The sequence below is a fragment of the Paenarthrobacter sp. PAE-2 genome (assembly GCF_026013155.1).
In the GTDB taxonomy this organism is placed as follows: Bacteria; Actinomycetota; Actinomycetes; order Actinomycetales; family Micrococcaceae; genus Arthrobacter; species Arthrobacter ureafaciens.
Genome location: NZ_JAPDNV010000028.1, coordinates 27,646 through 48,625, shown reverse-complemented (window position 1 = coordinate 48,625; position 20,980 = coordinate 27,646). Strand labels below are relative to the sequence as shown.

The 20,980-nt window shown below is 64.4% G+C and carries 15 protein-coding genes, 3 tRNA genes and 1 riboswitch; of the genes, 9 read left to right on the top strand and 9 right to left on the bottom strand.

Going from position 1 to position 20,980, the window contains the following annotated elements:
- Positions 1–201: 201 nt before the first annotated feature.
- From OCL88_RS15700 to OCL88_RS15690, 3 genes are all read right to left on the bottom strand, one after another.
- Positions 202–277, bottom strand: a tRNA-Phe gene (locus OCL88_RS15700).
- 48 nt (positions 278–325) lie between these two features.
- Positions 326–399 (bottom strand) — tRNA-Asp (locus tag OCL88_RS15695).
- A gap of 84 nt (positions 400–483) precedes the next feature.
- A tRNA-Glu gene (locus OCL88_RS15690) sits at positions 484–556 on the bottom strand.
- Positions 557–789: 233 nt separating this feature from the next.
- Between OCL88_RS15690 and OCL88_RS15685 the strand changes: the two genes are divergently transcribed.
- Positions 790–1,791, top strand: a complete 1,002-nt coding sequence (locus OCL88_RS15685; protein ID WP_264963091.1) for a DMT family transporter — start codon at positions 790–792, stop codon at positions 1,789–1,791.
- 13 nt (positions 1,792–1,804) lie between these two features.
- Here OCL88_RS15685 and OCL88_RS15680 read toward each other — a convergent pair whose 3' ends face one another.
- Both OCL88_RS15680 and OCL88_RS15675 read right to left on the bottom strand, forming a co-directional pair.
- Entirely contained in the window at positions 1,805–2,728 is a 924-nt protein-coding gene (locus OCL88_RS15680) for a carbohydrate kinase family protein (RefSeq protein WP_264963090.1), read from the bottom strand.
- Positions 2,725–3,795 carry a LacI family DNA-binding transcriptional regulator gene (locus OCL88_RS15675; protein ID WP_264963089.1) on the bottom strand — a complete coding sequence of 357 codons (1,071 nt, stop codon included), beginning with the start codon at positions 3,793–3,795 and terminating at the stop codon, positions 2,725–2,727. Before OCL88_RS15675 ends, OCL88_RS15680 begins: the two co-directional genes overlap by 4 nt.
- A gap of 127 nt (positions 3,796–3,922) precedes the next feature.
- On the opposite strand from OCL88_RS15675, the gene OCL88_RS15670 reads away from it, so the two are divergent.
- Positions 3,923–4,372 carry a metallopeptidase family protein gene (locus OCL88_RS15670; protein ID WP_264963088.1) on the top strand — a complete coding sequence of 150 codons (450 nt, stop codon included), beginning with the start codon at positions 3,923–3,925 and terminating at the stop codon, positions 4,370–4,372.
- A 10-nt stretch (positions 4,373–4,382) separates the two neighbouring features.
- Positions 4,383–5,303 carry a cation diffusion facilitator family transporter gene (locus OCL88_RS15665; RefSeq protein ID WP_264963087.1) on the top strand — a complete coding sequence of 307 codons (921 nt, stop codon included), beginning with the start codon at positions 4,383–4,385 and terminating at the stop codon, positions 5,301–5,303.
- 39 nt (positions 5,304–5,342) lie between these two features.
- Here OCL88_RS15665 and OCL88_RS15660 read toward each other — a convergent pair whose 3' ends face one another.
- On the bottom strand, positions 5,343–8,192 hold the full coding sequence (locus OCL88_RS15660) for a PEP/pyruvate-binding domain-containing protein (RefSeq protein WP_410868821.1): 2,850 nt from the start codon (positions 8,190–8,192) through the stop codon (positions 5,343–5,345).
- A 21-nt stretch (positions 8,193–8,213) separates the two neighbouring features.
- Positions 8,214–9,251, bottom strand: coding sequence for a universal stress protein (locus OCL88_RS15655; RefSeq protein WP_264963086.1), 1,038 nt, complete (start codon positions 9,249–9,251; stop codon positions 8,214–8,216).
- A gap of 423 nt (positions 9,252–9,674) precedes the next feature.
- On the opposite strand from OCL88_RS15655, the gene OCL88_RS15650 reads away from it, so the two are divergent.
- The gene (locus OCL88_RS15650; protein ID WP_264963094.1) at positions 9,675–10,283 is read left to right on the top strand and encodes an FAD-dependent monooxygenase; all 609 of its coding nucleotides are present in this window, start codon (positions 9,675–9,677) and stop codon (positions 10,281–10,283) included.
- Positions 10,284–10,435: 152 nt separating this feature from the next.
- Here the strand turns inward: OCL88_RS15650 and OCL88_RS15645 are convergent, their stop codons facing one another.
- Together OCL88_RS15645 and OCL88_RS15640 are read right to left on the bottom strand one after the other, a co-directional pair.
- Entirely contained in the window at positions 10,436–11,224 is a 789-nt protein-coding gene (locus tag OCL88_RS15645) for an NlpC/P60 family protein (RefSeq protein ID WP_166186900.1), read from the bottom strand.
- 3 nt (positions 11,225–11,227) lie between these two features.
- A riboswitch (cyclic di-AMP (ydaO/yuaA leader) is annotated at positions 11,228–11,390 on the bottom strand.
- Positions 11,391–11,569: 179 nt separating this feature from the next.
- The gene (locus OCL88_RS15640; protein WP_264963085.1) at positions 11,570–12,208 is read right to left on the bottom strand and encodes a copper resistance protein CopC; all 639 of its coding nucleotides are present in this window, start codon (positions 12,206–12,208) and stop codon (positions 11,570–11,572) included.
- A gap of 113 nt (positions 12,209–12,321) precedes the next feature.
- Here OCL88_RS15640 and OCL88_RS15635 point away from each other — a divergent pair, with 113 nt between their 5' ends.
- The 5 genes from OCL88_RS15635 to OCL88_RS15615 all read left to right on the top strand — a co-directional run bounded on the left by OCL88_RS15635 (position 12,322) and on the right by OCL88_RS15615 (position 20,900).
- Positions 12,322–13,764, top strand: a complete 1,443-nt coding sequence (locus OCL88_RS15635) for an NCS2 family permease (RefSeq protein WP_021471139.1) — start codon at positions 12,322–12,324, stop codon at positions 13,762–13,764.
- Between the two features lie 75 nt (positions 13,765–13,839).
- Positions 13,840–14,787 carry a formimidoylglutamase gene (gene hutG / locus OCL88_RS15630; RefSeq protein WP_264963084.1) on the top strand — a complete coding sequence of 316 codons (948 nt, stop codon included), beginning with the start codon at positions 13,840–13,842 and terminating at the stop codon, positions 14,785–14,787.
- 65 nt (positions 14,788–14,852) lie between these two features.
- Positions 14,853–15,362 (top strand): hypothetical protein, encoded by a 510-nt coding sequence (locus OCL88_RS15625; RefSeq protein WP_264963083.1) that lies wholly within the window; start codon positions 14,853–14,855, stop codon positions 15,360–15,362.
- A gap of 160 nt (positions 15,363–15,522) precedes the next feature.
- Positions 15,523–15,801, top strand: coding sequence for a putative quinol monooxygenase (locus OCL88_RS15620; protein ID WP_264963082.1), 279 nt, complete (start codon positions 15,523–15,525; stop codon positions 15,799–15,801).
- A gap of 185 nt (positions 15,802–15,986) precedes the next feature.
- On the top strand, positions 15,987–20,900 hold the full coding sequence (locus OCL88_RS15615) for an NAD-glutamate dehydrogenase (RefSeq protein WP_264963081.1): 4,914 nt from the start codon (positions 15,987–15,989) through the stop codon (positions 20,898–20,900).
- Positions 20,901–20,980 lie beyond the last annotated feature (80 nt).

Sequence of the window (20,980 nt, the reverse complement as noted above, 5' to 3'; positions counted from 1 at the left end):
GGCAGGACGCACCTAACACGCCCGGGATTTACACACGTTTTGTCCTATAACCCGCGCCCGGCCACCGGAACAAAAGGCCGGGGCCGCCGCTGCCGTAGCCCATGAGCCCATAAGACATAGGGCCCACGCGGCAAAGAAATTCCTCAACGCAAAAACCCCGCTATTTCCAATGTCTTTACGACTGGAAATGCGGGGTTTAGCTGGTGGCTCCGACCGGCGTCGATCCGGTGACCTTTCGATTTTCAGTCGAACGCTCTACCAACTGAGCTACAGAGCCTAGGTGACATGTCACCTTGAGAACCGGAATTCCTTCCGGCGCTCAGAGCGACCCTGACGGGACTTGAACCCGCGACCTCCGCCGTGACAGGGCGGCGCGCTAACCAACTGCGCTACAGGGCCTTGCTTTGCGGTATCTCTACCGCGTTTTTTTCAAGGCTTCCAGCTTACCAGACTTTTTCAGTCCGATTTACCACTTGCCTTGCGTACCCCCAACGGGATTCGAACCCGTGCCGCCGCCGTGAAAGGGCGGTGTCCTAGGCCGCTAGACGATGGGGGCCTGAACTCAATTCGAACTCACAACGGAAGACAACGCTTTATGCGTTCTTTTCCGCTCTCGCTCGTCCGAACTGGACTCTAAAACCTTAGAGCATGGATGGCGATAATCCAAAATCGAGAGGAGCGTGACCTCGGACACGTCTAAAAACAGCGCGCGGGACATTGGCAGTTTTTTGCCCTGACGCGTCCGAAATCCGCCAGCCCCACGGACGGATGCCGCGCTAGATTTGCCCTATGACAACCCCCACCGCGGCCGGATCCGGCCAGCCCTCCAGCGACCAGGAGCGCAGCACCCCCGCGCCGGTCGCCGCGGCAACCATCAGCAAAGCCGGCATAGCCGCCGTCGTGGTCACCGTAGTCCTGTGGGCTTCGGCTTTCGTCGGCATCCGGGCGGTCGGCCCCAGCTTCTCCCCCGGCTCCTTGACGTTGGGACGCTTGGCCGTTGCCGCCGTCGCGCTTGGACTGGTGGTGCTGCCGACGTTGAAGGTGTGGCCGAAAGGCCGCCAGTGGCTGCCGATCGCGGCCTACGGGGTGATGTGGTTCGCCGGCTACAACGTCGCCTTGAACGCAGCTGAGCACATGCTCGACGCCGGTACCAGCGCCATGCTGATCAACGTCTCACCGATCTTGATAGCGGTCATGGCCGGATTCATCCTGAAGGAAGGCTTTCCGCGCTGGTTGCTGATCGGCAGCGCGGTGGCCTTTGGCGGCGTTGCGATGATCGCATTGGGCTCCGGGCAACGGTCGACGGCGGACGTGGCCGGCGTGTTGTTGTGCCTGCTGGCCGCTGTGCTCGCCTCGGTCAGCGCCATCCTGCAGAAGCCCGTTCTACGCACATTCACTGCCGGGCAGGCCACCTGGTTCGGCATCATGGTTGGCGCCGTCTGCTGCTTACCGTGGACGGGCCAGCTCATCAGCGAAATTCAGGCGGCACCAACGGCAGCCACGTTGGGCTTGGTATACCTCGGCGTTTTCCCGACGGCGATCGCCTTCACCACTTGGGCTTATGCGCTGTCCTTGATTCCTGCCGGAAAAATGGCCGCCACGACGTACCTCGTCCCGGGAACCACCATCCTGATTTCCTGGGCCGTCCTGCAGGAAGTGCCCACGATCTGGGGTTTGCTGGGCGGCGTGGTGTGCCTGCTTGGCGTAGCGCTGACCCGCAGGACCCCCAAGGCGGAGCGCGAAACAGTGCTGCGCGCGTCCAAGTCGAGGACGCGCGCAGCCAAAGGTTAGGTTTCAGCAAGAGTCAGCGGGCCATTCCGGCCAGCAGTTCCCGGTGCGTGGGCGGGTTCGCCCCGGAGCGGCCCACGGTAATGGACGCCGCCATGGAGGCGGTGGTGCCGATCCTCTCCAGCACAGTAGGAGCCAAACCATCGCTTCCCCGAAGGAGCAGTCCCAGGATCAGCGCTGACATATAGGAATCCCCCGCTCCGATCGTGTCGGCAACCGTGGACGGGATGGCCGGGACGTTCAACTGCGTCTCCCGCGTGGCCATGAGCGAGCCGTTCGCCCCCTGCGTGACCACTGCCAGCACGGTCCCCAGCGACAGCAAATGGCGGGCCGTTTCCGCCAGGTCCTTGCCTGGATACAGCCACCGGGCATCGTCTTCACTCATCTTGACGACGTCGGTCAACGGCACCAGTTCTTCAAAGAGGGAGAGGGCCTCGTGATGGCTGCCCAGGAGGTCGCGTCGGATGTTGGGGTCGTACGTGACCATGCATCCACCCTGTGCCTGTTCAAGCATGCCGCGCACGACGCTTGCTCCCGGCTGCAGGAACGTGGCGATGGAACCTGTGTGCAGGATCCTGGGCGCGTAAGGGAGAACTACTGGAGGCAGGGACCAGTCAATGTCGAAGGTGTACTCAGCGGACCCATCGTCGCCGATCTGCGCCGTAGCCGCGGCCGTCTTCCCCAACGACTTGGAACCGGGAAGCAGAACCACCCCCGCGCTCTGGAGGTGTTCGGTGATGGCGTCACCGCGCTCGTCGCGCCCGATCGCCGTCAACAGGCCGGCTTTGATGTCCAGGCGCCCCAGGCCGTAGGCCACATTGGCAGGTGAACCGCCCGGATACTCGATCTGCCCATCCGGAGACTGCACGATGTCGATCAGCGCCTCACCCACCACGACGACGTCGAGGGGTTCGGGTGCGAGGGAGGGAGTGGCGGTCATGCGGTTCCTGTTCGTTGGTTGGGGAGGTGTGGAGGTGCGGCCACGGAATGACGTTCAACAAGGGGACATTCGAACAATTCAGTGTGGCCCGGGGTTGGCGTACCGGCAAGGATCAACTCCACGGCACGCCTTCCCATGTCAATGAAGGGCAGTTCCAAGGTAGTCAGGCCAGGCCGCAGATGGGGCGCGAGTGACTCCTGGTTGTCGAAGCCGACCACGGACACGTCATCCGGAACGGCCAGCCCTTTCGACGCCAGCGCCTGGTAGGCGCCCCACGCCGTGCGGTCATTACCGCAGAAAATCGCTGTGGGCGGGCGATCCCCGGCCATCAGCTCAAGCGTCCCCCGGTAACCGCCGGCTTCGTCGCCGTCCCCCGCGAGGTGCAGTCCGCCGTCGTACGCAATACCCGCCTCTGCGAGCGCCTTCCGGTAGCCTTCAAGCCGCCCGACGACGGCAGGCAGTCCGTCCTCCACCGCACCGATGTTGATGAAACCGATCCTGCGGTGGCCTGCCTGGATGAGTGTCCGGGTGGCGGTGTACCCGCCGAGCACCTCCGACGGCGCGATGCTCGCGAAGGCGCCGCTGCGGTCCTGCGCGTTAAGCACGACGGCGGGCAGCTCACCCAGGACGTCCGGAACATCCACCTTCCGGTGATACATCGAGGCGTAGACCACCCCGGCCACTTTGTGCGAGAGCATGGCTTCGAGGGACGCAGCCTCCAGCCCGCGATCTCCGCCCGTGTTCACCGTGAGCAGCAACATCCCGGCCTCCCATGCCCGGGCTTGTGCGCCTTCAATGATCTTCCCGGCAAAAGGTGCGGTGGCCACGTGGTCCCCCACGAAACCGATCATTTCAGCGACGCCTTCGCGGAGAACCTTCGCGTGGGCGTTGGTGCGGTACCCCAGCTCCTTGGCGGCCTGATGGACGCGCCGCCGGGTTTCTTCCGAGACCCGGGCTCCCCCAACGTCGTTGAGGACCAGCGATACCGTGGCTTGGGAAACGCCCGCAGCGGCCGCCACGTGGTGCATCGTGGGGCCGGACTTGCCGCTGGTGCCGGGCCGGATCATGGAAGCCTGTCTGTCGTGCGGCTCCGGTTAGATTCAGGGGTTCAGTTATACGCATAACCGGGCCTCGAAAACAGTAACTCTCATCACACCCCGCGTCAATGCCGCATGCGGGCGTTACAGTCGGAACATGCCCTCAAATCTCCCTCCAGGCCTGCCTATCATCCCTGACGGCGACCTTCCTTCGTCCCCGTTGCCGGGCCGGGTCGCCCCCTTCCGGATGACGCCGGAGGAGTTCGAGGCCGCCGTCGAAGACGCTTTGCACATGATCCCGCCCAAGGCAGCCAGCGCCATGGACAACGTGGCCGTTTTCATTGAGGACACCTACGTTCCGCGGCCAGGCGAAGACCCGGACACGGTACTGCTGGGCCTTTACGAGGGCGTCCCTCTGACGGAACGCGATTCGTGGTGGGAGGCGGGTTCGCTCCCGGACCGCATCACCATCTTCCGCCAGCCCATCCTGGACATCTGCACCACCCGCGACGAAGTCATCGAGGAAGTGGCCATCACGGTGGTGCACGAGATTGCGCACCACTTCGGCATCGACGACGACCGCCTGCACGAACTCGGCTGGGGCTAGCCTTAGAAGTATGGGGCATGACCACAACCACTCGCACGGAGTCACAGCAACCGGCAGGCATCGCAAGAGGCTCATAGCAGTCCTGGCCATCACCCTGGGCGTGGTGGGTATCCAGGTGGTCGGCGCCATTATCTCCGGTTCCCTTGCGCTGCTGGCCGACGCCGGACACATGCTCTCCGATGCGGCCGGCGTGTTCATCGCGCTCATGGCGGCCTGGATCGCGACGCGCCCCGCCAGCGATCAACGCACCTACGGCTACCAACGGGCCGAGGTGCTTGCCGCCCTGGCCAATGCCCTGGTCCTGATAGTCATCGCAGTGGTGATCATGATCGAGGCCATCCGCAGGTTCGGCGAAACCCCGGAGATCCACACCGACATCATGCTGTGGGCCGCAATCCTGGGTGCCGCAGCCAACCTCGTCTCACTGTTGATCCTCCAAGGCGCGCAAAAGGAAAGCCTCAACGTACGCGGCGCCTACCTGGAAGTCCTGGGCGACCTCCTCGGCTCGATCGCCGTCATTGTGGCCGCCGTCGTCATCATGACCACGGGCTTCAGCGCCGCGGACCCCATCGCTTCCATGCTGATCGCGGTCATGATCATCCCGCGTGCCTGGCACCTCCTCCGCGATGTGGTGGACGTGCTGCTTGAAGCCACACCCAAGGGAGTGGACGTCAACATGATCCGCGAGCACATCCTGGCTGTGGACGGAGTGGTGGAGGCCCACGACATCCATATATGGACCATTACCTCGGGAGTGCCGGTGTTCTCGGCCCACGTGGTGGTGGAAGACGAGCTTCTCAACGCCGCCGGCGCGGACAGCATCCTTGACCAACTGGGGTCCTGCCTGGGGAGTCATTTCGATACTGAGCACTGCACCTTCCAGCTAGAACCGGTGAGCCACTCGGAGCACGAATCCCACCAACACGCATAGCTGCAATCGTTGTGCCGTGCCGGGCTTTGAAATGCCTGTTCAGGCGGGCGTTACCGTTCCGGAGGCGCCGTCCACCGTGATGCGCTGGCCGGTTGCGATCCGCACTGTGGCATCGGGGACGCCCACGACGGCGGGTATCCCGTACTCGCGGGCAACCACGGCACCGTGTGAATTGGGACCGCCCATTTCCATGACCAGCCCACCCGCCGTCAGGAACAGCGGCGTCCAGCCCGGATCGGTTGAAGGCGCCACCAGGATTTCGCCGGGCTCCAGGTGGGCTCCTACCGGGTCCATGATCACCCGCGCCAGCCCCGTTACTGTCCCGGTCGACGCCGCACTGCCGGTGAGTACTCCGGCGGACGCGTTGGCCGCTGACTCTTTGGCTGCGGGATCCACCACGGCTTCGGGTTCCGTTCCGTCCGAGAGCAGCATCCGCGGGATGTGGCGGCGCTGCAGCTCGCGGTCGTAATCCTGGCGACGTTCCGCCACCACCTGCTGGAAGCTGGTTCCGGCCAAGGCGAGTTCCACGTCCTTGAAATCCAGGAAGAAGACGTCATCGGCATCGTCCAAACGCCCTGCTTCTGCCAGTTCCCGGCCGATCCGCACCATGTGCCTGCGCACCTCGGCCAGGCCAAGGACCAGGTTGTATTTGGGCAATTCCCGCAGGCCCGCGTAGCGGCGCGTGCGATCGAGGGCGAAACGGATCACCGCGGCATGGAGGGCGCTCTTGGTCCTGCCACGGGCCACCAGATGTGCAACCTGGTCTTCGGCGTCGGTGGCGGCACTCTCAAACTGCCGGGCCGGGTCGGGTTGCGGCGTGGGTTCCGGCTGCCGTGGAAAACTTCCGGCCCCCGGAGCATCGCCGCCCTGCCCAAGCCGCAAGTAGTTCCCAAGAACTCCAAGAATGTGGGCGGGTTCCTCCGACCAGCGCGGCATCCCGATGTCTATCTCCGCGACGGCCCGGTCCCCGTATTCGGCAAGGAACCTCTCAAGACCGGCCTGCGGACGCGCCGGGAGCCCACCTGCTTTGTAGGCCTCCGCCAGTTCTGCGGCGCCACGGTAAACGAAGAACTCTACTGCCTCCGGGTCCTGTCCGATTTTGCTCGCCAACTCCCAGAGCGCAAGGTCCATCTCGGTGGTGACGTTATGGGGCAGGCCACGAATAACTGTTTGAAGTTCGTCGTAGGAAACGTCGGGACCCAGCAATTTCCGGACCAGTGCCAGCAGGGCAAAGCCAAGTGCCGGAAGGGGCAGGACTTGGGGAACTGTGGCAAATATCCGCTCTCCGAGGATTTGCTCCACGTGCCGTAACCTCTGATGGCTCGTGGCGGAGACGGGAAGATCGAAGGCGTCCTCCAAGTCTTGGCTGACCTTATCCAGGTGCCTCATGGCCGCTGCGGGCCTGAACAGACCCCGAAGGACCGTTTCCGGCACCCGGTATCTCGCTGCAACGGGAGCCACATGGCGGATCAGCTTGAAAGGAGTCTTGTTGGTCATGGCGAACCGGGGGTCTTCGCTGAGTCGCCTGATCAAAGCGGCGGACCGGGCCTCCATAATGTCGAAAATCCTGGGCGCAAGGGCCCTGCCCACCCTGCTCCGAAGCACTGAGGTGATGTCGAAGAAGATCCGCTGGCCAGCCTCGTAGTACGGCGAAGGGCCCTTGCGCGGGTCCGGCACGTCAAAGCCGGCCCGGCGGGCGACGCAGGAAGCGATCAGCCTGATTCCCGCCATCCCCATGGGCGTCAGGGGCCGGGTGAGGCCCTGGGCCAGGCTGAAGTTCAAGAACGCATGCTCGCCCCCGGAAGACGGTGTCCTTGTTGGTCGCGGGTACAGGGTGGTGATGGGCCTCGCCTGCGTCAACCACAGTTTCCCGTCCCGGTCCATGGCCCACTCGGTGTCCTGGGGAGCTGCGTAGTGTTGTTCCACCCGGTCACCCAGGGCCGCGAGCGCCCGGATCTGGTGGTCCGTGAGGCACGGTTCCACCCGCGAAACTTCGCCGTCAGTCCCGATCGCCGCAGCGTCAAGCCCGGTCTTTCCAAGCTGTCCGGAGTGTTCAATCCGTTCAGTCCCGCCACCGGGCAGGGGCCGGATCTCCACTCTCCGGTCACCGATGGTGCGCGTCAGGATGTGCCGGCTCCGGATATCCACCACGTACTGGTCGGGATTCACCGCGCCGGAGACCACTGCTTCGCCCAAGCCGGGACTCGCGTCGATGACCGCCTCGTGCCGACGCCCGGTCAGCGGGTTGGCCGTGAACATGACGCCGGCGGTGGCGGCGTCGATCATCTGCTGCACTACGACAGCGAGCGCCACCGTCGAATGCCGGATCCCGTGTGCAGTCCTGTAACTCGCCGCCCGGTCGGTCCACAGGGAAGCCCAGCACCGGCTCACTGCATCCAGCACGGCATCCACGCCAACCACATTCAGGAAAGTGTCCTGCTGGCCGGCAAAGCTCGCAAAAGGCAGGTCTTCCGCCGTGGCCGAGGACCGGACAGCAACCGGGACATCCGGACCCAACCTGTTGTACGCCGTGCGGACTTCTTCGGCCACCTCTGGAGGAACACCGACAGCCAGCACTACGGAGCGGGCACGGGCCGCGAGGGCATCAAGGGAGGAATCAACGACGTCGGTCCCGTCCAGGGCAGCCAGCACCTCACCCAACGCTGCGCCGTCAAGCGCCCGGCGGTAGGCCGCCGTCGTCAGGCAAAATCCGGGGGGCACCGGCAAACCGGCGGTGGACATTTCACCAAGGTTGGCTGCCTTGCCGCCCACCTCCGCCAGCATGTCTGAACGAATCCGGTCCAACGGAAGGATGAAACCGTACCCGGCTGTTGAAGCCTTCCCGGTTTGCCCACCCTGCTGCGGCCCTTCCGCCGCTTCACCGTCCATGCCGCCGTGAAGCGTCAGGTCCTAGTCGTTGCCCAGCATGGGGCCGAACTTGGGCCTGTCCGCAAGCCTGGAGTCTTCGCGATCCGGGACCACCATGACCGGCCCCTTGGCGTGGTGCAGCACGCCGTCCGAGGTTGAACCGAGGAGCATTCCGGCGAACCCGCCGCGTCCACGGGTGCCCAGGACCACCAGTTCCACTCCCCTGCTGGCCTCCACCAGGACGTCCACGGGAGAGCCGTCTGTCAGCTGTGTTTCCACCGTGAGATGCGGGAAATGGCTGCGGAGCCAGGCAACACCGGCATCCAGTTGGACCTTGATATCCGCGAACAGCGCATCCCTGTCCAAGGGAGCCGGAACCCAGGCCAGTGAGCCGCTGTACTGAGGCACAGCGCAGACCACCCGCAGCTTCGCGCCCATGCGTTCTGCCTGTTCAGCAGCCTCCAGGACCGCCACTCGCGCCTGTTCGGAGCCGTCAACGCCAACTACAACGATGTTCTCCACCGTGCGGGGACCGGCCTTCGCGTGTTCGGCCTTGATGTGCTTGTCCTCGGTGCTCTGGCCCAGGCGGTCGGCGCAGTACAACGGCACCGTCACTGTGGGGCACTTCGCGTGGGCCGGCAGCGCGCTGCTGACGGAGCCCAGCAGACGGCCGACGAATCCACCGCGTCCGCGGCTGCCCGAAACCAGGAGGGCGGCTTCTGCGGAGAGATCCAGCAGGACACCGGCGGCATCCCCGTTCTCCACCGAGGCGTCAACGTCGATGTTGTAGCCGGAAACCTTCTCCATGGCCTGTTTGGCGATGGCTTCGGCGCCTTCCCGGATCACGGAGTCGTCCACCGTTGCGTATCCGCCGTCCAACCCTGAAGCGGCGAAGATCGGCACTGAATAAGCGGTCACGATGTGCAAGGGAAGTTGCCGGCGTTCGGCTTCACGCGCTGCCCACACCAAAGCGCATTGTCCGTGTTCGGAGCCGTCCACTCCAACCACGATGCCGCCCGGTGCTACTGCTTCCGCGTCACCGCCGCGGGGATGTTCAACGTGACTACCGTGCTGGTCCATTTGGGGCCCGCCTCTCCACCTGCTGCTTGATGTTCCGGCCATTCTGCCAGAGGTTCCACGTAGGGGTGTTACACCTCATGTTGTGCGCGAATGTCCGTGAACGAGGAAGCCACGGGACTTCCTCGTCCAATGCCAACTATTCTCGTTTGCTTATAGCGAATCAAGGCGGCTTTTCCGCTATCTGCATAACGGTCCGGGCTCGGTTTCAAGGCCCTCCCGGGGCGCTCCGGGAAGAAGTAATAACACGCTGTCAGGAAGGCTACCCAACGCCCCAAAAGTTCTGTAGTGTTCGAGTCACCGAATGGCCGGAGAGAGTGTTCCAGAACACATACCGGCCATTTATTTGCGACCGTTTGGGGAACCGGAAGCGTCCAATTCTGCCTTTGGGCACGTACGTCAAGGAGGAACCACGCAGTGTCACTCATGCCTGATTCCGCCACGGAGCGAACCACCACGGTGGTGATCGGAGCCGGACTCTCAGGCCTCGCCGTGGCCAGCGAACTCAGCCGGTACGGCGTGGGTTCGATCGTGGTGGACGGCTTCGGCCCACTCGCGCAGACGGGTCCTTCCGTGCATACCGGCATGCTGCAACGTTGCGAGGTTGCCGATCCCGCTTCCATGCTGGAACGGAACCAGATCCTCCGCCACCTGCGGAACTACGCGGCCAGTCACCACCTGGATGTACGCAACACCACCAAGGCGGTCCGGCTGGACCTGCTCGCGGCTGCGGAAACTCCCCTCGCAACCCCTCGGCAGTGGGCCGTCCACACAGCCCACGGCATTCTTCTTGCCGACCACGTTGTGGTGACGCGTTGCGCACAGAGCCAGCTGCGCAAAATGCTGGCCGAGCTGGGCATTGCCGTTGGTCAGAACCTCGTGGCCGCCATGCGCGCGGTGGGCATGCATCTGGTGGGAGTGGGAGAACTCATCACGCCAACCCCCAAGGAAGTCCTCCGCCAGGCCAAGGCGGTGGGACAGGCCATCTCTTCGAAGGTGGCACTTCCCGCAGCGCCCGGCCTCGCGATCGCCTAAGTCCGGGCCAACCCCAACAGCGCCACCAAGGCAGCCCTGAAACAGGGCCCTTGAAGCAGTGGCCTTAGACCAAAAAGCTTTAAACCAAAAAGGCCGGCACCCCGGGAGGACAAAGCCTCCGGGGGTGCCGGCCTTTTTGTGAAGCGTAAGGCTTATGCGCCGGCGCGGACGTACGTGAGCGGGCCGGTTGCGGTCAGCCAGCTGATCGGGTGGATGCCGGTCTGGTTACCGTTGATGCCACCGGAGATGGCCTGGCCATTGCCGATGTAGATGGCAACGTGGCCGGACTGGACAATCATGTCACCGGGCTGGGGATCGCTGACAACCTTGCCGTAGTTCATGAACTGCATGGGTGCAAGGTCGCCCACCGGGATACCTGCGGAGCCGAGGGCCTTTTCGACCATGGCGGTGCAGTCCTGCATGACACCGATCTGGGCGTAAGCCGAGGCAACCATTGCTGCGTTGACGCCGCCAACAGCGGGTGCCGGGGCAGGTGCTGCGGGAGCAGCAGCGGCAGGTGCCGAAGCAGCAACCGTGGCGGTAGCGGCAGGAGCTGCAGCAGCCTTGGCTGCTGCCTTCTTGGGAGCCTCAACAACAGGGGCCGGCTTTTCGATGACCGGTGCTGCTACGGAAGCAACAGCGGGACGCTCGAAGTTGACTGTGGCCGTTGCTGCGGCAGTGACAACCTTGTTGGGGGTTTCGGCAACGGTTTCAGCAACCGTGGCGGGGCTGGAGTCCCGCTGGACCGGAGCCTGTGCCGGAGTTTCGGCAGCGTGTGCAGCAATGGAACCGGTCAGGACAAGACCCGAAGCTGCAGCGATGACGGCTGCCTGGCGGCCAGCGCCTGAAGCGTTGCTGGCAACTGCCTTGGAGATGGAGATGAACGGATTGGGGCGTACGCTGTCCGCCTTACGACGGCCGCGAAGAATGCGTGAAGACATGAAAAAGCCTCTCCCGATGCCTGCGAGGTTAGCTGTCGGATTCGGATGGGAGTCACCCGGCCACTATCGACCGCTGTTCAGCGGAAGCTTCGTGGCTTCACCCCAAGGCGCGCTCAATGGCGGCCTAAAATGGGTTCCCCGTCTCTGCCGTAGGTATGTCTGCGAACGGATTCCGACCTGCGGCAGAGCTAGGCAATCAGGCCGGAAGTGCACCGAATGCGGATCGGGCACAGGTACTACCGTACGCGATGATCACGGCAAAGTCACATTTAAGTAACGAGAAGTGCGCGTCGAGCGTGTCGCAGTAACCCTTTCGAGATTTTCGCAGGTATGTAGAAAACCCCGTCATTCCGCGGATTTATCGCCCTCGGCATCATTGGAGGCAGCCAATTTCCGACGGGCCGTAACGGCCAGGAAAATAACGAGCGCAACAGCTAATGCAGCAAACGCCACGATGCTCCACGGGAACGGCTGGGAGGCGTCCGGAGCCGGTTCGCTGACGGGGGTTCCGGGGGCCGCAGTTCCCGCACTCGGAACCGTGCCCGAACCTGCCTGGCCCGACGCGGACGGCGAGGCTCCCGCGGTGGCCCCCTCCGACGTCGTGCTTCCTGCTGTTGCCGTGAACGTAAAGGTGCCTTCGATGGGGTGCGAATCGGAGCTGACGACGCGCCAAACCACCGTGTACTGGCCCGCCGGAGCGCCGGGGCGCAGTTTTTGGACCGCCTGGTTGTCGATGATTTGCACGGCGCCGTCCGCCCAGTTCTCCCCGCCCGCTGTCACCGACATGCCCGAACCAATAGCCAGTGGCCGGTTATTGAACGTGACGGAGACCGACGCCGGAACTTCCGCCACCGTGGCTCCGCTGGCCGGACTCGTGGATTCTGCGACGTCGTGCGCCGATGCCGGGGCGGCCCCGGAAAGCAGCGCCGAGGCGAAGGCGAGGGCAGCAACGACGGCGGCCAGGAGCGGTCGGATGGTGCGCATGGGGCGGTTTCTCCTAATGTTGGCTTCCTTACAGACTAGGCGAATCGTCAGGTCTCCCCGCACGGGCGGGCATAGGATTTGAGAGCACACTCACACGATCCCCGGAGACATCCATGCTTAAACAGGGTTCTGCAATCGACCGCTACTTCAAGATCTCCGAACGTGGATCCACATATTCGCGGGAAATCCGTGGCGGCTTCGCGACCTTCTTTGCCATGAGCTACATCGTGGTCCTGAACCCCCTCATCCTGTCGGGGGCTGACTCGAGCGGGGCATCGCTGGGCTTCACGGCCGTCGCCGCCACCACGGCCTTCGTGGCAGGCATCCTGACCATCCTCATGGGTGCCTGGGCCAAGCATCCCTTTGCCGTAGCCACGGGCCTGGGCGTCAACGCGTTTGTGGCCGTCACTGTTGCCTCGCACCCGGGCCTGACATGGCCGGACATGATGGGTCTGGTGGTCCTCTCCGGCCTGACCATGCTGATCCTCGTCCTCACCGGATTCCGGACCGCCGTCTTCAAGGCCGTCCCCGAGGCGCTCAAGACCGCGATCGTGGTGGGCATCGGTCTCTTCATTGCGCTGATCGGCCTGGTCAACGCCGGCTTCGTACGCCGCATCCCCGACGCCGCCGGAACCACCGTTCCGCTGGGCCTGGGCGTGGACGGCAAACTCCTGGGCTGGCCGACGCTGGTGTTCGCGGTCGGCCTGGTCCTCACCATCGCGCTGGTGGTGCGCAAGGTACGCGGTGCCATCCTGATCGGCATCATCGTCTCCACCGCGCTGGCTGCGATCCTTGAATTCACCCTGCACATCGGCCCGAGCAACGACGGCACCACCATCAACCCCCGCGGCTGGTCGCTCGTGGCGCCCAAGGTGTCCGAGTGGGGCGCTCCGGACCTCTCCCTGATCGGCAAGGCCAACCCCTTTGGCGCCTTCGAACACCTTGGCTTCATCGGTGCCGCCCTGCTGGCCTTCGTGATCCTGCTCAGCATCTTCTTCGACGCCATGGGCACCATGGTGGGCCTGGCCAATGAGGCCGGAACCGTGGATGAGCACGGCAACATCCCCAACGTGGACCGCGTTCTCCAGGTTGATGCGCTCGGCGCCATTGTGGGCGGCGGAGCTTCGGTGTCCTCCAACCAGATCTTCGTCGAATCCGGCGCCGGCATTGGCGAGGGCGCCCGGACCGGCCTTGCCTCGATCGTCACAGGTGTCCTGTTCCTGGTGGCCATGTTCTTCACGCCGTTGATCAACCTCGTCCCGTTTGAAGCTGTTGCGCCCGCCCTTGTTGTGGTGGGCTTCATGATGGTTTCGCAGGTGGGCAAGATTGACTGGCAGGACTGGGGCGTCGGCATCCCGGCGTTCCTGACCATCGCCCTCATGCCGTTCACCTACTCAATCGCCAACGGCCTCGGCGCAGGCTTCATCTCCTACGTCCTGATCCGCACGTTCCAGGGCCGCGCCCGCGAGGTACACCCCTTGATGTGGGCCGTGGCTGCGGCATTCCTGCTGTTCTTCGGCATCGGCACCGTGGAGGAACTGCTCGGGGTGAAGTAGCCCCATTCCGGTATTTCAGACACTCCGGGCCCGGAACTGCTGGCATTGGCAGTCCGGGTCCGGTGTGCTTAAACCATGGAAACCAGCGCCCCCGCCGTAGACGTCACCCCCACCGCATGGACCGGCCGCTTCGACGGCGACGGCCCTGAGCACCGTCGCTGGTGGCAGGCTGTGGCTCCCCACGCTGCCGGGACCGCCGCTGCCGGCGTGCGCTCCGCCGTCGTACTGGGCTTCTGCAGCGACGCAGGGGTTCGCCGCAACAAGGGGCGGGTGGGTGCTGCCGCGGCTCCGGCCGCGATCCGTGCGGCGCTGGGTCCGCTGGCGTTCCACCTGGACCGGGAAGTGTTCGACGCCGGTGACGTGGTGGTGGAGGGCGACCAGCTGGAGGACGGCCAGGCACGCGCCGGACGTGCCGTCTCCGGACTGATCGACGCCGGCAACCTCACGGTTGTGCTCGGCGGGGGCCACGAAACCGCGTTCGCCAGCTACCTGGGGGTGGCCGGCGCCGAAGCGCTCCGCGGCAAACGGCTGGGTGTGCTGAATCTTGACGCCCACTTTGACCTGCGCGACGAGCCCGTCCCGAGCTCGGGAACGCCGTTCCTCCAAATGGCCCAGGAAGAAGCCGCCGCTGGCCGCGAACTGCAGTACGCCGTCGTCGGTATTTCCGAACCCAACAACACGCGGACCCTCTTCGACACAGCGGAGCGGCTGGGCGTGAAGTACTTGTTGGACGAGGCGTGCGCGCCGGAGGTCGTGGAGACGTTCGTGGCCGATTTCCTGGCGGGCATCGACGTCCTTTACTTGACGATCGACCTTGACGTGATGCCCGCAGCGGTGGCGCCCGGCGTCAGCGCTCCGGCCGCGTACGGGGTGCCGCTGCCGGTGATCAGCGCCGTCTGCAAACAAGTGGCCGCCAGCGGGAAGCTTGTGCATCTTGATGTGGCGGAGCTGAATCCTGAGTTCGACATTGATGGGCGTACCGCCAAGGTCGCTGCTCGGCTGGTGAACACGCTGCTGAGCTAACTGTGTTTGGCTAACCCTTTTGTTGGGCACATCATCCCCATAGCCTTGTGGAGGGAAGGATGGCGATGAGCACGACTCCTGTGGATGTTCCGCGAAAGGGCACTGTCCGGAATAAGTGGACCTGGGTGGCCGGACCGGTGGCCGTTGCCCTGGGTCTGGGTGCCCACGTTGTTTCCGGTGGAAGCGCCCCGGCCATCCCCATCCTGCTGGGATTCGTGGCTTTGTCTGCCTTGGCGGCCCAACTGATCACGCACTGGATCCACGGCCCCATCTTGCTGCTGCTTATTTCCGGAGCGGCGCAGCAAGTGCTGTTCTTCGGCTTCGATGCCTTGGGTGGTTCCTTCCCTGGCCTCGGTTCCCTGGACCACCTGCACGGCACGGGGCAGATCCCCGCGGATCTCCCTGCGGCAGCGTCCGGTGGCGGCGCCGTCCACGGGGCGGATCTGATGCTCTACACCCACGCCGCCGCGGCCATTCTCACGTTGCTGATTGGCGCAGGCGTGGCGAAGCTGGGTGGGAGGACCGTGCATCGGCGCACCTTCCATACGGGGCAGCGCGCGGCAAATGTCACGTAGTCCGGCGAAAGCCTGCGGCGGGGTGAAACCGCGGGATATGAACTTTGATTCGCCCCGCTCAATCGCGGTAAAAGCCCGCTATGGCCTCTCCGCGGATCCGGTGATGAATCCTTCAACGGATTAATGCCTGATGCTGTGTCCGCAGATGCAAGGATGAGTCATGAGCAATGTCATCCTCACCGGCCAGCTTGTTTGCATGAACCAGGAACAAGTCGCCGTGGTGGTCCAGCACCTACCCCTGCACACCCAGCTGACGCGCGCTGAGCCAGGATGTCTTTCCTTCGAGGTGAACCCCACCCAAAACCCGCTGATCTGGCAGGTCGATGAAGAGTTCCAGGACGCCGCGTCGTTTCGTGCCCACCAGCAACGAGTCGCTGAGAGCGAATGGGGAAGGGCAACTGCAAACATTGAGCGACGCTACGAGGTCAAAGGCGTATAGCCCGTCCGCTGCATCACTGGTACGGCACACGGCCTTGGCCCGTGGCGCCCGTAAGCCAGACCTCCGCGTACATGGCTCCTCTCAGGGCCCAACGGAAGAGTCCACGGCAGACCTAATGCGCAGTCGCGGAGAAACCGCCCTGTAGCCACTGGCATTAACTGCCATCCCGCGGCGATCATGAAAGCATGGCACCCGGGAATGAGCCGGCCGATGGGTTCCTGACCGACTACTACGAACACGTATCGGACGACGACGTCCGCAATTACACTCCGGAGACACTCCTCGAGCGGGCCCGCTACCATCGGACACTGGCCGAGCGCCGCGAACCCGGGCAGGCCCTGGTAGGCATCCTCCACGAGACCGATTCCAGCGTGGTGGCGATCGTCGCGGATGACCTGCCGTACCTTCTCCCCTCCGTCACGGCCGAGCTTGCCCGCGACACCTCGTCCATCCGGCTCCTGGTCCACCCGGTGTTCCGCGTCGAACGGGACCCTGCAACGCACCGGCTCACCCGAATCCGCAGCGGTCCGCACCGCACGGGATTGCCCACCGGCGTGGCGCCCTCCCCGGCAACGCACGACGACGACCGCACCGAAGCGTGGCTGGCGCTGGACATCCCGCGTTTGGCGGACGAGGACGGCACCGAACTCCTGATTGCCCGGATACATGCCGTGTTGAAGGATGTGCAGGCCGCCGCGGAAGATGCCGACGCCATGCACGCAGGTTTGGAGCGGACACTCGCGGAACTGGAAGGAAGTACCGGCTCGGGCGAAGATGCAGTGAAGGATTCCCGTGAAGCACAGCAGCTGCTTCGGTGGTTGGACGCGGGAAACCTCGTCTTCCTAGGCTACCGGTCTGCCGGCTCCGGCGCTTCGACCTCCCGGGCCGGCGGCTCCGCCGGATCGACCGGGCAGAGCGGCGGCCTGGGGATCCTGCGCGAGCCCGGAGACCCCAACAGTCCCACCACGGTGCAGGGCCCACTCCTGACGCTCACCAAGTCCACCAAACGTTCCACGGTCCTCCGCCACGCCTACCTCGATGAAGTAACGGTAAGGACGCCCGCCGCCCGGGAACACACCTTCGTGGGCTTGTTCTCTCCCAGCTCCTCGGCCCACCCGGTGCTGGACATCCCTGTCATCCGGGACACCGTGTCCGAGGCGTTGCGGACTTTGGGCTACCCGGCCTCATCGCATCACGGCAAGGAACTCCTGGCCGTGATGGACGCCTACCCACGGGACGAGCTGTTCCACATAGAGGCCTCGCAGTTGGCCCTGCACGCCCGGGAGATCCTCCGCTTGCAGGAGCTGCACAGCACCCGGCTGTTCCTGCGTCCCGATTCGTTCGGCCGGTTCATGACTGCTTTGGTGTTCCTACCGCGCCGTCGTTACAACACAGCCGTTCGCCTGAACATCGAACGGGAACTGCGTGAAGCGTTCGGCTCGGATGACATCGAGTTTGAGCTGCGCTTGGGCGAATCCGCAATGGCCCGCGTCTTCTTCCGGATCCTTCTTCCGTTGGCGGCCGGCCCGTACGCCGGCCCGGAAGGCAGCACACCCCCACCTGGCGCCGGCCCGTACGAGGCGCCATCCGCCGTCGTCGATTCCGCGACGCTGGAGCAGCGCATCATTGCCGCCACGCGTTCCTGGGCCCAAGGGCTGGACGAGGCGCTCCAGGCCGCCTACCCGCGGGAGAAGGCCGGCCGGCTTTCCGGGCTGTGGGCCGCAGCTTTTCCAGCGAGCTACAAAGCGGACTATGAAGTAGAGGACGCGGTAACGGACATTGCCCGGTTCGAGAGTTTCCTCCCCGGCGAGGACGAACAGGACCCCATCTTGTCCGTGTACACCCGTCCGGGCACCGCAGTCCTGGCTGAGGACGCCCGCGTGCGCCTTTACCTGACCCGACCCAAGAGCCTCACCCAGATCCTCCCGTTGTTCCACAATCTGGGTCTCCAAGTGCTGGACCAACGGCCGTTCGATGTCCAGCGGGCCGATGAAAGGCAGTTCTTCCTCTACGACCTGGGCTTGAAATACCCGCGGGGCGTGGATCCCCTCGCAACGGGTCACTTGCTCGCCGTGGCGTTCCAGGCGGCGATGCGCGGGGACTCGGAGTCGGACGCCTTTGATGCGTTGGTCATTCGGGAGGGCCTGGGTTGGCGGCACGTTGCCGTGCTGCGGGCCTATGCCAAGTATTTGCGGCAATTGGGCAGTGCCAATTCGTACAGCTTCATGGCAGAGACCCTCCGGACCAACCCTGCGGCAACCCGCGCGCTGTTGGAGCTGTTCGAAGCCAAATTCAACCCGGACCTGATCGCCGCTGACCTGTTCGAACCGGACCCGGGTGCGCACGCGGGCGACGGGGATGTGTTCGAAGAGGGCAGCAGTGAACTGAGCCACCGGACACAGGCCGTCCACGCAGCGCGGGCCAGGCTCGCCGAAGCCATCGACGCCGTCCCCGTCCTTGATGCGGACAGGCTGTTGCGTTCGCTGGCCAGCCTGGTGGAGGCCACTCTGCGGACCAACTTCTACCTGGACAGGCCCTGCATCAGTTTCAAGGTCAGCCCCGCCGGTATCCCTGCTGCGCCGGCGCCGCGGCCGAAGTTTGAGATCTGGGTGTACTCGCCACGGGTCGAGGGCGTTCACTTGCGCTTTGGAGCGATCGCGCGGGGCGGTTTGCGCTGGTCGGACCGGCGGGAGGATTTCCGCACGGAAGTCCTGGGACTGGTGAAGGCACAGACCGTGAAGAACGCGGTGATCGTCCCTACCGGCGCCAAGGGCGGGTTCTTCCCCAAGCGGCTCCCGGACCCGGCAGAAGACCGGGCGGCGTGGCTTGCCGAGGGCCAGGAAAGCTACCGCACTTTCATCCGTGGCCTGCTGGACGTGACGGACAACCTGGTGCCGGATCCCGACGACGGACCGGCCGGCCGGGTCGTGCCGCCGCCCCGGGTGGTAAGGCACGACGGCGACGACTACTACCTCGTGGTTGCCGCCGACAAGGGGACGGCCGCCTTCTCCGACCTCGCCAACGCCATAGCAGCGGAGTACGGCTTCTGGCTGGGTGATGCCTTCGCGTCCGGCGGATCAGTGGGCTACGACCATAAGCAGATGGGCATCACGGCCCGGGGCGCCTGGGAGTCGGTACGCCACCACTTCAGTGAACTGATGATCGATTCCCGCGCAGAGGACTTCACCGTAGTGGGGATCGGGGACATGAGCGGCGACGTCTTCGGCAACGGCATGCTCCTGTCCAACCACATCAAACTGGTGGCGGCGTTCGACCACCGGCACATCTTCCTGGACCCCACCCCTGACCCGCTTGCTTCCTACGCGGAACGGGAGAGGCTCTTCACACTGCCCCGCTCGTCCTGGGCGGACTACGATGCCAGCAAACTGAGCCCCGGCGGTGGCGTGTTCGCCCGCTCGGAAAAGTCCATCCGGATCAGCGAACAAGTGCGCGTTGCCTTGGGCCTGCAGGAAAACACGACGGCGATGACCCCGCCGGAGCTTCTGCGCGCCGTACTAACGGCACCGGTGGACCTCCTGTACAACGGCGGGATCGGGACCTATGTGAAGGCTTCCACGGAAACCAACGCGGACGTGGGAGACAAATCCAACGACGCTATCCGCGTGGACGCCACGCAGCTCCGCACGCACATCATCGCCGAGGGCGGGAACCTTGGCGTGACCCAGCGCGGCAGGATCGAAGCTGCCCTTGCCGGGATCCTCGTGAACACGGATGCGATCGACAATTCCGCCGGGGTCGAATGCTCGGACCACGAGGTGAACATCAAGATCTTCCTGGACCGCATGATCTCCGCCGGAAGGATGCCCGCGGCCGAACGCACAGCGTTCCTGCAGGACCTCCAAAGCGAGGTAGGACGGCTCGTCCTGAAAACCAACGACCACCAGAACACCCTCCTGGTCAACGACAAACAGCTGGCCCTGGAGTGGAGCCCCAGCTTCGAACGGACCATGGACTGGCTGGAATCCGTGACGGAGATGGACCGGAAACTGGAATCCCTGCCGTCCAACGAAGAGCTGCGCGCCCGGGTCCTCACCGGCAAAGGCCTGACCACCCCGGAACTGGCCGTGCTGGCGGCCTACGCCAAGATCGAGCTCGCCCGGGAGCTGACCGACGGTGGACTGGCAGATGATCCCTGGTTCTCGCAAACCCTCCATTCCTACTTCCCCAAGCAGCTCTCCGAAAGGTTCGGCGAGCACCTTGCCACCCATCCCCTCCGCCGGGAAATAGTGGCGACGGTGGTAGCCAACGACATGATCAACATGGGCGGGATCTCCTTCGCCTTCAGGGCCATGGAGGAAACCACCGTGTCCGCTGCGGCAGTGGCCCGTGGATTCGTCGTCATGCGCCGGATCTGGGATTTTGATGCGGTAACAGAGGCAATAGCGGCAATTCCAGCGAACATCCCCACTGAGCATGGAGCGGCGGTTGCCTTGGACATGCGACGCCTGCTGGACCGTTCAGTGCGTTGGTACGTCACCCACGACTTCCGCGACAAGCCCGTAGCCGATGCGTTTGCCCGACTGGAAAGCCCCATGGCATTGATGCGGTCAAACTTCACGCGCTTCCTGCATGGATTCAACTTGAGCTTTTCGCTGGACCTTCTTGCCCACTCGGACGCCGTGGGGCTGCCTCATCAACTGGGGCTCCGTGCCTCCGAGTTGCTGGTCAGCTACGGGCTGCTGGACATCGCGGCGATTGCCGAAGAGCTTCAGGAACCCGCAGAGGCCGTTGCCGAGGTGTACTTTGCCGTGTTCGAGCGGATCTCGGCCATCCGTCTGCTGCAGCACATCACCCGGCTCCCCCGCGACACCCACTGGGAATCCCTGGCGCGTGCCGCCCTGCGGGACGACATGTACCTCGTGCTGGCGGACATGACCCGTGCGGTTGTCCGCCACACACCCCGTTCCCCGGCCGCTGCCCATGACCCCGTGGAGCGGATCATGGACTGGGAGCGCGGAAACATCGAACAACTGACGCGGATCCAGGAGACCATCCAAGAGGCGATCAAGCCCGGACCCATGGATATCGCAGCCCTGTCAGTGGCCGTAAAGCTGCTCCGGGCAATGGTCCGGAGATGAGACACGGATCACAGGGTTGCCAGTCATCTTACAAATAATTGGCTTGAAGGTTTTATGATTGTCGGGTCGCCCTCGCATGC

Excerpts from the sequence above, each read along its gene's own strand:
- OCL88_RS15685 (WP_264963091.1), top strand. The coding sequence starts at position 790 with ATGACAACCCCCACCGCGGCCGGATCCGGCCAGCCCTCCAGCGACCAG.
- OCL88_RS15680 (WP_264963090.1), bottom strand. The coding sequence starts at position 2,728 with ATGACCGCCACTCCCTCCCTCGCACCCGAACCCCTCGACGTCGTCGTG.
- OCL88_RS15675 (WP_264963089.1), bottom strand. The coding sequence starts at position 3,795 with ATGATCCGGCCCGGCACCAGCGGCAAGTCCGGCCCCACGATGCACCAC.
- OCL88_RS15670 (WP_264963088.1), top strand. The coding sequence starts at position 3,923 with ATGCCCTCAAATCTCCCTCCAGGCCTGCCTATCATCCCTGACGGCGAC.
- OCL88_RS15665 (WP_264963087.1), top strand. The coding sequence starts at position 4,383 with ATGGGGCATGACCACAACCACTCGCACGGAGTCACAGCAACCGGCAGG.
- OCL88_RS15660 (WP_410868821.1), bottom strand. The coding sequence starts at position 8,192 with ATGGACGGTGAAGCGGCGGAAGGGCCGCAGCAGGGTGGGCAAACCGGG.
- OCL88_RS15655 (WP_264963086.1), bottom strand. The coding sequence starts at position 9,251 with ATGGACCAGCACGGTAGTCACGTTGAACATCCCCGCGGCGGTGACGCG.
- OCL88_RS15650 (WP_264963094.1), top strand. The coding sequence starts at position 9,675 with ATGCCTGATTCCGCCACGGAGCGAACCACCACGGTGGTGATCGGAGCC.
- OCL88_RS15645 (WP_166186900.1), bottom strand. The coding sequence starts at position 11,224 with ATGTCTTCACGCATTCTTCGCGGCCGTCGTAAGGCGGACAGCGTACGC.
- OCL88_RS15640 (WP_264963085.1), bottom strand. The coding sequence starts at position 12,208 with ATGCGCACCATCCGACCGCTCCTGGCCGCCGTCGTTGCTGCCCTCGCC.
- OCL88_RS15635 (WP_021471139.1), top strand. The coding sequence starts at position 12,322 with ATGCTTAAACAGGGTTCTGCAATCGACCGCTACTTCAAGATCTCCGAA.
- hutG (WP_264963084.1), top strand. The coding sequence starts at position 13,840 with ATGGAAACCAGCGCCCCCGCCGTAGACGTCACCCCCACCGCATGGACC.
- OCL88_RS15625 (WP_264963083.1), top strand. The coding sequence starts at position 14,853 with ATGAGCACGACTCCTGTGGATGTTCCGCGAAAGGGCACTGTCCGGAAT.
- OCL88_RS15620 (WP_264963082.1), top strand. The coding sequence starts at position 15,523 with ATGAGCAATGTCATCCTCACCGGCCAGCTTGTTTGCATGAACCAGGAA.
- OCL88_RS15615 (WP_264963081.1), top strand. The coding sequence starts at position 15,987 with ATGGCACCCGGGAATGAGCCGGCCGATGGGTTCCTGACCGACTACTAC.